Origin of the sequence: Kluyvera genomosp. 1 (assembly GCF_001266615.1) — a bacterium.
Taxonomy (GTDB): domain Bacteria; phylum Pseudomonadota; class Gammaproteobacteria; order Enterobacterales; family Enterobacteriaceae; genus Kluyvera; species Kluyvera cryocrescens_A.
In genome coordinates this window covers 183,541-197,565 of the sequence record NZ_LGHZ01000004.1, presented here as the reverse complement: position 1 = coordinate 197,565, position 14,025 = coordinate 183,541, and the positions used below count along the sequence as shown (strand labels likewise).

Here is a 14,025-nt window from a genome sequence, read left to right as displayed (position 1 = left end):
AAAAATCTTAATGCTTGTGCAGGTAGCCCGGTCTGCGCCTTACCGGGGACGTCCCGAAGCAGGGCAAATTGCCTGATCCGGGCTACCTCTCATCAGTCCGTGACGCGATGCGCATAGTAAAACAACCGCTCAACTTGCGCAATTTTTATACAATCAAACTGACTGATTGAAGTGAAATACAGGGAGTAGATAAGGCGTCGTTTGCTCAACGATCGCTTCATACTGTGCGGGCTCCAGGGTACGCCACAGGCGTTGATACCAGACATCAGCCCCTTCACCGCTCACCACCATATTGCCTTCGTACGCCTGCAAAAATTTACTACGCGCTTTTTGCAGGGTCTCTTCATCCCTTAAGATGGCATCATTTTCGGCATCGTAACAGGCTTTTATCCATGCCCCGCCGCTCTCGGGTAAAAACAGCAACGGTTGGCACATCCCCTGACGATAGCCTTGAACCAACTGAGCCAGATAGGCGTTAGCCTCCTCAGACGCCAGCGGAGGGAAGCACCATTCCCCCTCTTTTCTTAGCAGCAGACGACTTTCGCCGTTGCCGCCGCTAGCACAGTAGACAAGGTGTTCCAGCCAAAGTTGCATCCCTTGTGAAACGCTAAGCAAAGATGGCCGCCAGCGCAACAGTCCATTCTCCTGAACCTGCGGTAACCATCCGGTTATGTTAACCCCGTCGCATTCAAGGTCGATTTCCATACTCTGACCGGCACGCCGATACTCGATAACCCGGCTGGCCAGCGCGGTCATCTCCTGACGCTGCGCCTCCCAGGCAATTTCGCCAAACGGGCCATAGGGCAGTTCGCCCGCGGCACGATAGCGGCGATACATTCGCTCCGGTTCCTGTTGCTCAATCAGGGTGTTGAGTAATTGCTGGTTCAGCTGATAACGCGTGAGCCCTTCAAGGGTGAACGGTTCTGTATCAGGGATATCGCTCTCTTCACTACGGAAATTAACCTGCAGCCGTAGCTGGAAGAATGCGCGTACCGGGTGACGCCAAAAGCGCTGCAGCTGTTCCAGCGGCAGCGTAGTGAGTTCCAATGGTTCAAGTGGCTGAATAAAATCGGCGTGGGCTTCGCCCTGCTGGCTGGCCGCCGCCAGCCACTCATGGGCATAACTTTGCTGCTCATCAGCACGATAGTTTTCGGCGTCAAACGGCATGCGGCTATGCAGATGCATAATGTGATTCTTCACCCGCTGTTCGCTTTCGTCGCAATTCAGCGACTCGTCACCCTCCAGGCAATGGCTCTGGCCGATATAGTCTAAAAGTTCCTGCACCAGCACCGACGGATAACGTTCGCTGTTGTCCTGAATCGAACGGCCGATATAGCTGATATAAAGTGCCTTCTCTGCAGACATCACCGCTTCAAGGAACAGATAGCGGTCATCGTCACGACGGCTGCGGTCACCGCGCACGGGTTTCTGACTCATCAAATCAAAGCCAAGCGGTGCGAGCGCGCGTGGGTAGATACCATCGTTCATTCCCAGCAGGCAAACCACTTTGAAGGGAATAGAGCGCATCGGCATCAGGGTACAAATATTGATAGGCCCGGCAAGGAAGCGTTGGCTAATACGCTCCTGGTCCAGACGCTGCGCCAGCTCATCGCGCAGCAGAGACAGCGGCACTTCGCCACCATACTGCGACTGTACGCCCTGGGCGATGATTGCCTGCCACTGCTGTTCAATCAGCGTCAGCGCCGCTTCGGTATCCTGATCGGGTAAGAAGAAATCGTTGAGCATTTCGCGGCACACCGGCAACCACTCTTCCAGCGAACGCGCCTGCGTCAGCACCTGCCGCCAGCGATTGAGCTGCATCAGCAGCGAGGCCAGATGGCCGACCAGTTCGGCAATCAGGCCGCTGGATTCGTCGTATGGCAGGACATCCTGCCACTCACCCTGACTGCTCTCCATCGCATAACCCAACAGCATACGCGTCAGACCAAAACGCCAGGTGTGTTGCCCGGTGGCTGGCAGATCCAGTTCGCGGACGTTATCGTCGTCCATCCCCCAGCGCACACCAGATTCATTAACCCATTGACGAAGATACAAAAGCCCCGCCTCATCAATATTAAAGCGCGCGGCCAGTACCGGAACGTCGAGCAGCGCCAGCACATCTTCACTGGTAAAGCGGCTATCCGGCAGCGACAGCAGGGTGATAAAGGCCTGCATTGCCGGGTGTGCCTGGCGGGCGCGACGGTCGGAAATGGCGTACGGCAGATAGCGCTCACCGGTAGCGCTACCAAATACGGCCTGAATAAATGGACTGTAGCTGTCGATATCCGCCACCATCACGATGATGTCACGCGGCGTCAGCGTGGGATCCGCTTCCAGCATTGCCAACAGACGATCGTGCAGGACTTCCACCTCACGCTGCGGGCTGTGGCAGACATGGACGGTCAGACTGCGGTCATCCAGCGCCAGCGATCGTTTGTCACCGCTGTGGGCGAACTCTTCGGCGGTCCGCCCAGCAATGGCGCTGTTTTTCAGCTCCAGTACGTCATATTGAAGGTTGTGCAGCAGGTTATCTGGCTCGACATCAACAAACGCATCCAGCTCCTGATAGCGTTCAAGCCCTGCTAGCAAATAGATATAGTCGCGGCCCAGCTTGCCCCAAGAAGCCAGCATTGGGTTGCCGACATCCTGCTCGCCGTCGTCATTAAACAGCCCCGGCGCGGTTTGAGAATCCTGGAACAGAGGAAGTTCACGCTGTTCACGGTAATGCCGACGCTGCCGCGCCATTAATCTGGCGAGAAATGCGGGGTCTTTGATATCGCCCCAGTAGTAGCGGCAGGGATTAGTGAACAACACGTAGATATCGATGTGCTTGCCCAGTGCCTGAAGCGCATGCAGATACACCGGCGGCAGCGCGGAAATACCGCAGATAAATACCCGTGGCGGCAAACCGGCCGGCGTTTCGCTGCTGTTTTCCAGCGTATCGATAAAACGTTGGTAGAGGTTGGCACGGTGCCACTGCGGTTGTCCAAGCGCCGCGGTATGCTCCACCAACGCTTTCCACAGCGGTGCCTGCCACTGCTGGGCATCGCCCACGCCATCAACCAGCAACCCTGCTTCCCACTGGGTCAGCCACTCGGGGCGATAGACCAGATACTGGTCATAGAGGTCAGCAACGCGGGAAGCCAACTGGAACAGCTTGCGCTTGTCGGCGTCATCCGTCAGGTAATGGCGCAGCGGGGTGAAGGCTTCATCATCAAGCATCCCCGGCAGCAGCGTCATTAGCTTCCAGCTCATACCTTGCTTGTTAAAGGCGCTTTCGCCGGGGATCTCAGGTAATACGCGCGTAAACATATCCCAGATAAAGCTCGCGGGCAGCGGGAAATCGATGTTCGCCGCAATACCAAAGCGCTGAGACAGCGTCATTTGCAGCCACTGCGCCATCCCGGTACTTTGTACGAGGATCATTTCAGGCTCGAAGGGGTCAGCCAGACGGTCCTGCTCAACGATAAATTCCATCAATGCTTCCAGCACATCCAGACGGTTGGAGTGGTAGACCCGTAACATATTGGCTCCTGACTACTGACTGACCGGACAATGCAAGCGCGTCATGCGCCCCTGCCTGCCCATAGGGGTGATAATAGTAGCATTGATGCTGACACAAGATGCTGACGATGTCTGTATCCGCTGGCTTTGCCAGCCGTCAGGCACCACCATCGACTGCTGCTGCGTCTGTACCCAAGCCTGGCGCCACATCTGACGATACTGGCTAAGCTGCAAACTTGTCGTCGCCAGCCCACGATAATAACCGCCCAGCGCCGTCACCACGCTGACCATCAGAAACATCGCCAACATCACTTCGGGCAGACTGAAACCGCGCGATTTTACTGTGGCTGACATAACGCCACCTCCTTTAAGGGGCAAAAATCACTCCAGCCATGTGCTGAAAAATGAAGCTTGCCTGTGGCCCTCAAACCCGATTGCCAGAGCCTTAGCCCTTCACTTTGCGCAATCAACAGCACGGTACCATCAACGAAAAAGCGCAAACAAACCCGACTGGTTTCGTCGTAGTTCAGACACTGCAGCCCTACAGCCACAGACCATGGCTGCACTTTTCCCCACTGGAGCGCAGAGTGAACGATCGCCGTTTTTCGAAGCGCACGGGTTTCGTCATTGACCATGGCTAGCTGCTGTCGCTGCACCTGATTTAGCCCTTGCAACATCAGGCTTCCCAATAGCAAGAGCATTAACACCATCGCCAGCGAAGAGACGCCCCGCTCCCGGTTCATTGGTTATAGCCCGTCACGCTGTACTGCGCGTTCGCCGACTCACCCCTCTCGCTAGTCGCCGACAGCGTAAGGAAAAACTCTGGAGGGAAACCGCTGTGCGCATTGCGGATAACCTGAAAACGGGTAATGGTCATGCTCGCAGGGTCACTCATTTTGTACCAGCCATTGCCCTCACAGTTCGCCGCGCCACGCTGTGTTTCTAGCATCCCCGATTTAAGGCGAAAACCAATGCTATCGGCATCATCGGCAGGTACTGTTTCCCAGCGGCCATTGCTATTAGCATCCCAGCGAGCAATGAGGCACTCACCATTTGCCGCGAGATACAGAGGCTCGCTGCCACATCCATCTCCCGCACAGTATCCTGCGCGCTGCAGATGCTTTGCTACCGTAAAAATCTGCTGCCAGAGGTCCTCCTCCAGCGCCTGCTGGCGCATCTGCTGCATAATGCCAAACTGTAAGGCGGGTAAAAAACGAGAGGCACCCAATAGCAAAATACTGCTAATCGCCATGGCAATCAGGACCTCCAGTAATGTAAAACCGCGCATTAACATAGTGTCGCCTCACACAAACGAACTCGCCCCCAGCCAGAAACCACTACGCTCCAGCGGCCCGCTGCACTTGCGAGCGTGACACTCCCCGCCCAGGCGGTATTACGCAGGCCAAAAAAGGCCAAATTAGGGGTGATGTTGCTGACAGACACTTCAGCCCACAGCGGGCGAAAAACGGCAGGGTTTCCCGAAGGACATCCTGCTTGCACCACATCATCAGCCACCAGGCACCAGCCGGCTCCCTGTCGGTTAACCCGCAGCCGTCGGTCAACGTTGTGCCAGTTGGCATCGCTTCGCAGATAAAGCATATATTCCCGTAGCGCGCTGGCGGTTTGCCATAGCCGCTGCGATTGCTGCCAGCTTTGCCAACCGTAAAGGCCGGATACGCAGAGGATGAGCACTAAAGCCATCGCCACCAACGTTTCTATCAGGGTAAAACCACGTTGTCTGTTCATGACGATGAGTATGTCGAGAGAAGGATTGTCACTCGAGAGAAGGATTTCATTTTCACGTGGCGTGACGGAACAAGAAGTCAGAGTTGCTGTAAAGGCTGATTCAACCTGGAATCCGCTACGCAAAATAATACAGAAGCCCGCTTTCGCTAGCCCGTTCTACAGACATAAAAAAACCGGCGCAAAGTGCGCCGGTTGATAGTGCTTGCTCGGTTAAATCGCGACCGGTGCTTTGATACCCGGATGCGGGTCGTAGCCTTCAATTTCGAAGTCATCAAAGCGGTAGTCAAAAATTGACTCTGGTTTACGCTTAATCACCAGCTTCGGCAGCGCACGCGGTTCACGCGTTAACTGTAGCGCAGTCTGCTCCATGTGGTTGCTGTACAGGTGGGTATCGCCACCGGTCCAGACGAAATCACCCACTTCCAGGTCACACTGCTGCGCCATCATGTGTACCAGCAATGCGTAGCTGGCGATGTTAAACGGCAGGCCGAGGAACACATCGCAGGAGCGCTGGTAGAGCTGGCAGGAAAGCTTGCCGTCCGCTACGTAGAACTGGAAGAAAGCGTGGCACGGCGCCAGCGCCATTTTGTCCAGCTCGCCGACGTTCCAGGCAGAAACGATAATGCGGCGCGAGTCCGGATCATTTTTCAGCTGATTGACGACGGTGGTGATCTGGTCGATATGACGGCCATCCGGCGTCGGCCATGCACGCCACTGTTTACCGTATACCGGGCCCAGGTTGCCATTTTCATCAGCCCATTCGTCCCAGATACTGACGTTGTTTTCCTTCAGGTAGGCGATGTTGGTATCGCCCTGCAGGAACCACAGCAGTTCATGGATGATAGAACGCAAATGGCAGCGCTTGGTGGTCACCAGCGGGAAACCATCTTTCAGGTTAAAGCGCATCTGGTGGCCAAAAATAGAGATCGTACCGGTACCGGTGCGGTCATTCTTCGGAGTGCCCTCATCGAGCACCTTTTGCATCAGTTCGAGATACTGTTTCATGCTTCCTCAGGAAATCTGTTTCTGCGGACGGCGAAACGCCCAGACCATCATAATGATACCCGCAAGAACCATCGGTACGGAAAGGATTTGCCCCATGCTGATGAACTGAACCCATTCGCCGGTGAACTGCGCATCCGGCTGGCGGAAGAATTCGCAGATGATACGGAACATACCGTAACCAATCAGGAACAGGCCGGAGACCGAGCCCGCCGGGCGCGGCTTGCGAATAAAGAAGTTCAGGATCAGGAACAGTACGATGCCTTCCAGCGCCAGCTCATAGAGCTGAGACGCATGACGTGGCAGCGAGCCATAGGTATCAAACAGGGTTTGCCATTCTGGGTGAGATGGCAGCAGCGCGATATCTTCCGCGCGAGAGCCCGGGAACAACATGGTGTAGTGGAAGCTCGGGTCAACGCGGCCCCACAGTTCACCGTTGATAAAGTTGCCCAGACGGCCGCAGCCTAAGCCAAACGGAATCAGCGGCGCGATGAAATCGGAGACCTGGAAGAAGGTACGCTTGGTGCGTTTGGCGAAGATAATCATCACCACGATCACCCCAATCAGGCCGCCGTGGAAGGACATCCCGCCGTCCCAAACGCGGAACAGATAGAGCGGATCTTGCAAGAACAGGTCAAAGTTGTAGAACATGACGTAGCCGATGCGCCCGCCGAGGAAGACCCCGAGGAAGCCCGCATACAGCAGGTTTTCAACTTCGTTTTTGGTCCAGCCGCTGTTCGGGCGATTCGCGCGACGCGTAGCCAGCCACATTGCAAAGATAAAGCCCACAAGGTACATCATGCCGTACCAATGCAGGGAGACCGGTCCAATGGAAAAAATTACCGGATCAATGTCCGGGAAACGCAGATAACCACTATTCATCTGTCACCACAAATGCTTGTTATTCCGCCGAAAGTGGACAGCGGTAGAGATGCGCGCCGAAGGCTTCAGACGCTCCAAAGGTGCGAATAATAGCACAAGGGGGATGAGAGATGATGCGTGGAAGATGTAAAAGATATGTATAGCGCGCAGACTCCGCTCTCCCATGGGGAGAGGGAATCGTTAGAGACCGCCGCGAATCAGGCCGCCGAGACCGCGACGTTCCATAAACGCCGCTACCTGATGACGCACTTCGGTCGCCATCTGCGCTTCGAGACTGCGCTGCGCCAGCGTTTGCGCATCCTGCAGGTCGATATGACGTAGCAGGTATTTCACACGAGCCACTGAACGACCGTTCATCGACAGGTGACGGAAGCCCAGGCCAATCAGAATCGTGACGCACATCGGGTCACCCGCCATTTCACCGCACAGGCGCAGATCGATACCGTAGCGCTCCGTTTCCTGGACTATCATCGACAGCACGCGAATCATGCCAGGGTGCAGACTGTCGTAAATGCTCGCCACCCGAGTATTGTTGCGATCCACTGCCAGAACATATTGGGTCAGGTCGTTGGTGCCAACCGAGATAAAATCGATGCGGTTTGCCAGATTTGGCAGCATAAACACCATCGACGGCACTTCCAGCATGATCCCCAGACGCGGCTTCGGAATGGCATAACCGATCATCTCTTCCACTTCACGACCGGCACGATCGATAAGCCGACGAGCCTCATCCACCTCTTCGAGGCTGGTGATCATCGGCAGCAGAATACTTAAATTACCGGTGGCGGCATTAGCACGCAGCATAGCCCGCACTTGAACCAGGAAGATCTCCGGCTGGTCGAGCGTAATGCGGATACCGCGCCAGCCAAGGCACGGATTCTCTTCACTAATCGGCATATACGGCAGCTGCTTGTCTGCGCCCACGTCCAGCGTACGCAGCGTGACCGGCTTGTCGTTAAACATTTGCAGCATGCCCTGATACTGCGCCACCTGCTCCTCTTCGGAAGGGAAGCCGCTTTGCAGCATAAAAGGTATTTCAGTGCGGTACAGGCCGATGCCGTCAATACGGCGCCCCAGCATTTGCTCGTGCTCAGGGCTTAGGCCCGCGTTGAGCATCACTTTGACCCGCTCACCGCTTTTCAGCTCGGCAGGGCGATCGACGTCCCCTTCCGCCAGGCGGCTGAGTTCATTCTCTTCGCTGATGAGGCGCTGATATTCCTGAATGAGGATCTGTTCCGGATCAACCAGCAGTTCACCGCGATAGCCATCCACCACCAGCGTGCGCCCATGAAGGATTGACGGCTGAATATCTGCGCCCATAACGGTCGGAATGCCCAGCGCGCGCACCATGATCGCCGCATGGGAGTTAGCGGCACCATCGCGAACGACGACACCCGCTAAACGATCCTGCGGCAGTTCAGCAAGCGTGGCGGCAGAGAGTTCATCTGCCACCAGGATAAAGCGTTCCGGCCAGGCATTAGCCCCGGTGGTGGTGTCATCGAGATGGAACAGCAAGCGCTGGCCCAGCGTGCGGAGATCGCCGGCACGCTCTTTCAGGTAACCATCGCGCAATGCAGCAAACTGCTCAGCAAATTTCTCGACGATCTTCTTCACCGCCCATTCCGCCACCGCGCCTTTGTCAACTTCGGCAAACAGTTCGCGGCGCAAGCTGGCGTCGGATAATAGATGCGAGTAGAGATCGAAAATAGCCGCCATCTCTTTTTGCGCACCGGCGGCAAAACGTTTGCTGTAGCGACGAAATTCGTTGGCGGCTTCTTCCAGCGCGCCGGTCAGGCGTTCACGCTCAAGCGCGGTGTCGAGCGATGACGCTTCATACACCTGCTCCATCAGCGGCAACGTCGCATCCATCCAACCTTCGGCAATCGCCACGCCCGGCGAGGCAGGCAACGCACGTACGCGCGTCTGGCGGTACTGCCCGAATAACGCAGTGAGCTGAGACAACGAAAGAATGGCCGCCATCTGCGTGGCCAGAGTCACGAGGAAAGATTCTTCACTTTCATCAAACTGTCGCAGTTCACGCTGCTGTACCACCAGTACGCCTAAAAGCTGGCGACGCTGAATGATCGGCACGCCAAGGAAAGCGCGGAAACGCTCTTCTTTTACCGAAGGAATGTATTTATAGCTGGGGTGTTTTTGCGCATCAGCGAGGTTGATAGGTTCAGCCAGGCGGCCAACCAGGCCAACGATGCCTTCATCAAAGGCGAGCGTGATGGTACGACCGCGCGGTTTTTTGAGGCCGCGGGTCGCCATCAGGTAGAAGCAGCGTCGATCGTTGTCGGCAAGATAGACTGAGCAAACCTCTGTCTCCATTGCCTGGCAGACATCGGTAACCAGAATATCCAGCGCCTCGTTCAGCCGAGGCGCACTCGCGACCTTCTCAACAATTTCGCGTAAGCGAGTGAGCATAATGTGCGTGGCTTAACCTCTTTTGCGTCGATAAGCAGGCGCGGGCTGCGGTTTTGGCGCGCTCTCCGCAAGCGCCATGACTACACTGGCGAACTCTTTCATCACCCGGCGGTAGACGTCGCGTTTAAACGAAACGACCTGGCGCACCGGATACCAGTAACTCACCCAGCGCCAGCCATCAAATTCCGGCGTGCTGCTGGTCTGCATATTGATATCCGCGTCATTGCCGATCAACTGCAAGAGAAACCACTTTTGCTTCTGGCCGATACAAACCGGCTTAGTGTCCCAACGCACCAAACGTTTTGGTAACTTGTAACGCAACCAGTTTCGGGTCGAAGCGAGGATCCGTACATCCTTACGGCTTAATCCTACTTCTTCGAACAGTTCCCGATACATCGCCTGTTCTGCTGTCTCACCGGGGTTTATGCCCCCTTGCGGGAATTGCCAGGAGTGCTGACCATAGCGCCGGGCCCACATAACCTGACCCTGACGATTGCAAATTACAATACCAACATTTGGGCGGTAGCCATCGTCATCAATCACCGGACTACCTCAAAATAAGCTTCAATGTGAATGATTGTTTCACACTCGCTGGAAACGGTAAACCACTCTATTGCACTGCCTCATCACGAATAACATTTGAATAACTCACAGTAATCATCAGAGTTATAAACAGCAAAGCGTGACAACGACCGATTTTATTCACTTTTTCTGTGGATAGAGTTGTGAAGAAGTGGGGGTTTACCCAGGGAAAACCCAGAGTACTCTGAATAATCGCACGCCTGGCGGTTTCAGTAAAACGCTATTTTTCATTATGTTATTAGTATTCATACGCCAGGATGATGCTATAACGTGATGATCGTCACATAGGCGATCCTTCCATTGATGAAAGATCGAGCAACGTCGGTTTTATCCACAGATTGTGCCAACATCTTAGACACCTTTTGTGCAAAAATTCGATTTTCGTCGCACGTCAAGGCTGTAAATTGAAACAGTAGTGGGGCTTTTCCCCAGTTATCCCACTTTTCTGTGGATAACATGGTGTAAGATCCTGTTCATTGTCAGTGACCAGATTTGGAAAACCTTTTTTTTCGCCGTTTTTTACCCGTGAATAATTAAAAAAACACCATACTAATCATTACGTTGTCATATTTACCCAGAAAAAGTTAAACTCTGTCCACACCCGGTGAATTTACCGTTCATTTTTTAAGCGAAAGGCGCGTTATGATGTCTACCCTTGCTCCACTCCCTTCCTCACCGAAAACGCAGGCCGAACTGCTCGCTCAGGCGCAGCGCCTGGCAGGCTATTCGCTGGGTGAACTGGCGGCGATGGCAGGTATGGTGGCACCGAAGGATTTAAAGCGAGACAAAGGCTGGATTGGCATCCTGCTGGAAATCTGGCTCGGCGCAAGTGCCGGCAGCAAACCCGAGCAGGATTTTGCCGCGCTAGGGGTTGAATTAAAAACTATCCCCATTGATGCCCTGGGCCGTCCGCTGGAGACCACGTTTGTTTGCGTTGCCCCGCTGACCGGTAACTCTGGCGTCACCTGGGAGAACAGCCACGTTCGCCACAAGCTCAAACGGGTGCTGTGGATCCCTGTTGAAGGCGAGCGGGCAATTCCACTTTCAGAACGTCGGGTCGGTTCTCCTCTTCTATGGACGCCAAGCGCTGACGAGGAGCACCAGCTCAGGATGGACTGGGAGGAGCTGATGGATCTTATCGTGCTAGGTCAGGTCGAACGGATTACCGCGCGCCACGGCGAAGTGCTGCAACTGCGCCCGAAGGCGGCAAACAGCAAAGCATTGACCGAAGCCATCGGGGCGAAGGGCGAACGCATCATGACGCTTCCGCGCGGTTTCTACCTGAAGAAGAATTTTACCGCCGCCCTACTGGCCCGTCACTTTATGCCTTAAGTGCATTAATTTTTTGTCCTGTCGCGCTGCGGGCTTATAATCACTCCAGCTATTCATCGTAAATTCGCCGGTTTTCCTTTGCTTTCCCCCGTCTCGACAGGGATCCGTTTCTGGGGTGAGCCTTGCCTGCGTCCCGCTGAGTAGACATTCAACGTACATCAATTAACGCTTCGTTTTTTTGGCAGGACTTATCTAATGTTATTTGCATGGATCACCGACCCCAACGCCTGGCTCGCGCTCGGCACTCTGACGCTGTTAGAGATAGTTCTGGGAATCGATAATATTATTTTCCTCTCTCTGGTTGTCGCTAAGCTCCCTACTGCCCAACGCGCCCACGCCCGTCGAATTGGGTTAATGGGGGCGATGATTATGCGTCTGGCGCTGCTGGCCTCCATCGCCTGGGTCGTCAAACTGACCAATCCGCTGTTCACCGTGTTCGATCAGGCCATCTCTATTCGCGACCTGATTTTGCTACTTGGGGGATTATTCCTTATTTGGAAAGCCAGTAAGGAAATTCACGAGTCGATTGAAGGTGATGAAGAGAGCATTAAGACCAACGTACACTCCTTTATCGGCGCTATTGTGCAGATTATGCTGCTGGATATCATCTTCAGCCTCGATTCGGTCATCACCGCCGTTGGCCTCTCTGACCATCTGTTCATCATGATGGCGGCCGTGGTGATTGCGGTGGGTGTGATGATGTTTGCCGCGCGTTCGATCGGCGAATTTGTTGATCGCCATCCCTCCGTGAAGATGCTGGCCCTGTCGTTCCTGATACTGGTCGGCTTTACGCTCATTCTGGAAAGCTTCGACGTGCACGTACCGAAAGGCTACATCTACTTCGCGATGTTCTTCTCCATCTCGGTTGAAAGCCTCAATCTCCTGAGAAACAAGAAAAACCCACTGTAATCTGCTACCGATGGCCTCCTTTTGGGGGCCATGTCTGATTTTTTTAAGATTTTCCTGCTTTATGCTGTTCTCTGAGTCGGTTATTACTAGACTATTGAGAGTGCGGTGATGGAGGGGATAACGATGACAAAATGGGCAGTATTGATTTCCGCAGTGGGTTTAGCTTTCGCAGTTTCCGGCTGTAGCAGCGATTACGTCATGGCGACCAAAGATGGCCGTATGATTCTTACGGATGGTAAACCAGAAGTTGATGACGACACGGGCCTTATCAGCTATGAAGATCAGCAGGGTAATCAGATGCAGATCAACCGTGACGACGTATCGCAAATCATTAAACGATAAACGTATACATTCGTCATACTCCAGGTTGCATGCGCGTTGGCAGCGTTTGCTCACCCGAATCACTTACTCGAGTAAGCACATCGGGATTCTCTCACTTGCCGCCTTCCTGCAACTCGAATTATTTTGTGTATAGGTCAGCCGCCAGCTGGCCTTTTTAATTTTTTACTTCCCCTTTTTCTTCCCCTCTGCCATTTTGATATTCCTTTGTCAGGACTCTTTCCTGACGCTGTTGATAAAAGGAAGCCGGCTTATGCAGTACCACCGTATCCCCCACAGCTCGCTTGAGATAAGCACTCTTGGGCTGGGCACAATGACGTTTGGTGAACAGAATAGCGAAGCCGACGCCCATGCACAGCTTGATTACGCCGTAAGCCAGGGCATCAATCTGATTGATGTCGCTGAAATGTACCCCGTCCCGCCGCGCCCGGAAACCCAGGGGCTGACTGAAACCTACGTTGGTAACTGGCTTGCCAAACACGGCAACCGCGAAAAGCTGGTGATTGCCTCAAAGGTCAGCGGGCCGACGCGTAATAACGACAGCGGCATCCGTCCTAATCAGGCGCTTGACCGTAAAAACATTCGCGATGCGCTGAACAACAGCTTAAAGCGTCTGCAGACCGACTATCTCGATCTGTATCAGGTGCACTGGCCGCAGCGCCCAACCAACTGCTTTGGCAAGCTGGGCTACGCCTGGGCCGATTCGGCGCCGGTGGTTTCACTGCTGGAAACGCTGGAAGCACTCACCGAGTACCAGCGCGCGGGTAAAATTCGCTATATCGGTGTCTCAAACGAAACGGCATTTGGCGTGATGCGCTATCTGCATCTGGCGGACAAACACGACCTGCCGCGCATTGTCACTATCCAGAACCCGTACAGCCTGGTGAACCGCAGCTACGAAGTGGCGCTGGCGGAAGTCAGCCAGTTTGAAGGCGTGGAGCTGCTGGCTTATTCCTGTCTGGCGTTCGGCACGCTGACCGGCAAATATCTCAACGGCGCGAAGCCAGCCGGAGCCCGCAATACGCTGTTTAGCCGTTTCACCCGCTACAGTGGTGAGCAGACGCAAAAAGCGGTCGCGGCCTACGTCGATATCGCCAAGCGTCATAGCCTTGATCCGGCACAGATGGCGCTGTCTTTCGTACGTCGTCAGCCGTTTGTCGCCAGCACGCTTTTAGGGGCGACCACCATGGAGCAGCTCAAAACCAACGTTGAGAGTTTGCATCTGGAGCTAAGCGAAGAGGTATTGGCGGAAATTGAAGCGGTGCATCAGGTTTATACCTATCCGGCACCGTAACGTTTCAG

General features: G+C 54.5%; 14 protein-coding genes. 5 read left to right on the top strand and 9 right to left on the bottom strand.

What is annotated here, in order from left to right; all coding sequences use genetic code 11:
- Positions 1–153: 153 nt before the first annotated feature.
- The 9 genes from recC to rppH all read right to left on the bottom strand — a co-directional run bounded on the left by recC (position 154) and on the right by rppH (position 10,104).
- Positions 154–3,525 (bottom strand): exodeoxyribonuclease V subunit gamma, encoded by a 3,372-nt coding sequence (gene recC, locus KP80_RS02850; protein WP_052282074.1) that lies wholly within the window; start codon positions 3,523–3,525, stop codon positions 154–156.
- A 12-nt stretch (positions 3,526–3,537) separates the two neighbouring features.
- Positions 3,538–3,858, bottom strand: a complete 321-nt coding sequence (locus KP80_RS02845) for a prepilin-type N-terminal cleavage/methylation domain-containing protein (RefSeq protein ID WP_052282073.1) — start codon at positions 3,856–3,858, stop codon at positions 3,538–3,540.
- On the bottom strand, positions 3,843–4,247 hold the full coding sequence (locus tag KP80_RS02840; RefSeq protein WP_052282072.1) for a DUF2509 family protein: 405 nt from the start codon (positions 4,245–4,247) through the stop codon (positions 3,843–3,845). The genes KP80_RS02845 and KP80_RS02840 overlap by 16 nt, the downstream gene beginning before the upstream one ends.
- Entirely contained in the window at positions 4,244–4,798 is a 555-nt protein-coding gene (locus tag KP80_RS02835; RefSeq protein ID WP_052282071.1) for a prepilin peptidase-dependent protein, read from the bottom strand. Before KP80_RS02835 ends, KP80_RS02840 begins: the two co-directional genes overlap by 4 nt.
- Positions 4,792–5,250 carry a prepilin peptidase-dependent protein gene (locus KP80_RS22165; RefSeq protein WP_072129036.1) on the bottom strand — a complete coding sequence of 153 codons (459 nt, stop codon included), beginning with the start codon at positions 5,248–5,250 and terminating at the stop codon, positions 4,792–4,794. Before KP80_RS22165 ends, KP80_RS02835 begins: the two co-directional genes overlap by 7 nt.
- A gap of 210 nt (positions 5,251–5,460) precedes the next feature.
- A complete protein-coding gene (gene thyA / locus KP80_RS02830) occupies positions 5,461–6,255 on the bottom strand; it encodes a thymidylate synthase (protein ID WP_052282070.1) in 795 nt (264 codons plus the stop codon).
- A gap of 6 nt (positions 6,256–6,261) precedes the next feature.
- Positions 6,262–7,134, bottom strand: coding sequence for a prolipoprotein diacylglyceryl transferase (lgt, locus tag KP80_RS02825; RefSeq protein ID WP_052282069.1), 873 nt, complete (start codon positions 7,132–7,134; stop codon positions 6,262–6,264).
- A 180-nt stretch (positions 7,135–7,314) separates the two neighbouring features.
- The gene (gene ptsP / locus KP80_RS02820) at positions 7,315–9,561 is read right to left on the bottom strand and encodes a phosphoenolpyruvate--protein phosphotransferase (protein ID WP_052282068.1); all 2,247 of its coding nucleotides are present in this window, start codon (positions 9,559–9,561) and stop codon (positions 7,315–7,317) included.
- Positions 9,562–9,573: 12 nt separating this feature from the next.
- A complete protein-coding gene (gene rppH / locus KP80_RS02815) occupies positions 9,574–10,104 on the bottom strand; it encodes an RNA pyrophosphohydrolase (RefSeq protein ID WP_052282067.1) in 531 nt (176 codons plus the stop codon).
- A gap of 454 nt (positions 10,105–10,558) precedes the next feature.
- On the opposite strand from rppH, the gene KP80_RS23275 reads away from it, so the two are divergent.
- The 5 genes from KP80_RS23275 to KP80_RS02790 all read left to right on the top strand — a co-directional run bounded on the left by KP80_RS23275 (position 10,559) and on the right by KP80_RS02790 (position 14,017).
- A complete protein-coding gene (locus KP80_RS23275; protein ID WP_231625899.1) occupies positions 10,559–10,672 on the top strand; it encodes a hypothetical protein in 114 nt (37 codons plus the stop codon).
- A 116-nt stretch (positions 10,673–10,788) separates the two neighbouring features.
- Positions 10,789–11,475 carry a DNA mismatch repair endonuclease MutH gene (gene mutH / locus KP80_RS02805; protein ID WP_052282065.1) on the top strand — a complete coding sequence of 229 codons (687 nt, stop codon included), beginning with the start codon at positions 10,789–10,791 and terminating at the stop codon, positions 11,473–11,475.
- Positions 11,476–11,670: 195 nt separating this feature from the next.
- On the top strand, positions 11,671–12,384 hold the full coding sequence (locus tag KP80_RS02800) for a TerC family protein (RefSeq protein WP_052282064.1): 714 nt from the start codon (positions 11,671–11,673) through the stop codon (positions 12,382–12,384).
- Positions 12,385–12,507: 123 nt separating this feature from the next.
- Positions 12,508–12,726: a YgdI/YgdR family lipoprotein gene (locus tag KP80_RS02795; RefSeq protein ID WP_052282063.1), complete on the top strand. Its 219-nt coding sequence runs from the start codon at positions 12,508–12,510 to the stop codon at positions 12,724–12,726.
- Positions 12,727–12,976: 250 nt separating this feature from the next.
- The gene (locus KP80_RS02790; protein ID WP_052282062.1) at positions 12,977–14,017 is read left to right on the top strand and encodes an NADP(H)-dependent aldo-keto reductase; all 1,041 of its coding nucleotides are present in this window, start codon (positions 12,977–12,979) and stop codon (positions 14,015–14,017) included.
- Positions 14,018–14,025 lie beyond the last annotated feature (8 nt).

Excerpts from the sequence above, each read along its gene's own strand:
- recC (WP_052282074.1), bottom strand. The coding sequence starts at position 3,525 with ATGTTACGGGTCTACCACTCCAACCGTCTGGATGTGCTGGAAGCATTG.
- KP80_RS02845 (WP_052282073.1), bottom strand. The coding sequence starts at position 3,858 with ATGTCAGCCACAGTAAAATCGCGCGGTTTCAGTCTGCCCGAAGTGATG.
- KP80_RS02840 (WP_052282072.1), bottom strand. The coding sequence starts at position 4,247 with ATGAACCGGGAGCGGGGCGTCTCTTCGCTGGCGATGGTGTTAATGCTC.
- KP80_RS02835 (WP_052282071.1), bottom strand. The coding sequence starts at position 4,798 with ATGTTAATGCGCGGTTTTACATTACTGGAGGTCCTGATTGCCATGGCG.
- KP80_RS22165 (WP_072129036.1), bottom strand. The coding sequence starts at position 5,250 with ATGAACAGACAACGTGGTTTTACCCTGATAGAAACGTTGGTGGCGATG.
- thyA (WP_052282070.1), bottom strand. The coding sequence starts at position 6,255 with ATGAAACAGTATCTCGAACTGATGCAAAAGGTGCTCGATGAGGGCACT.
- lgt (WP_052282069.1), bottom strand. The coding sequence starts at position 7,134 with ATGAATAGTGGTTATCTGCGTTTCCCGGACATTGATCCGGTAATTTTT.
- ptsP (WP_052282068.1), bottom strand. The coding sequence starts at position 9,561 with ATGCTCACTCGCTTACGCGAAATTGTTGAGAAGGTCGCGAGTGCGCCT.
- mutH (WP_052282065.1), top strand. The coding sequence starts at position 10,789 with ATGTCTACCCTTGCTCCACTCCCTTCCTCACCGAAAACGCAGGCCGAA.
- KP80_RS02800 (WP_052282064.1), top strand. The coding sequence starts at position 11,671 with ATGTTATTTGCATGGATCACCGACCCCAACGCCTGGCTCGCGCTCGGC.
- KP80_RS02795 (WP_052282063.1), top strand. The coding sequence starts at position 12,508 with ATGACAAAATGGGCAGTATTGATTTCCGCAGTGGGTTTAGCTTTCGCA.
- KP80_RS02790 (WP_052282062.1), top strand. The coding sequence starts at position 12,977 with ATGCAGTACCACCGTATCCCCCACAGCTCGCTTGAGATAAGCACTCTT.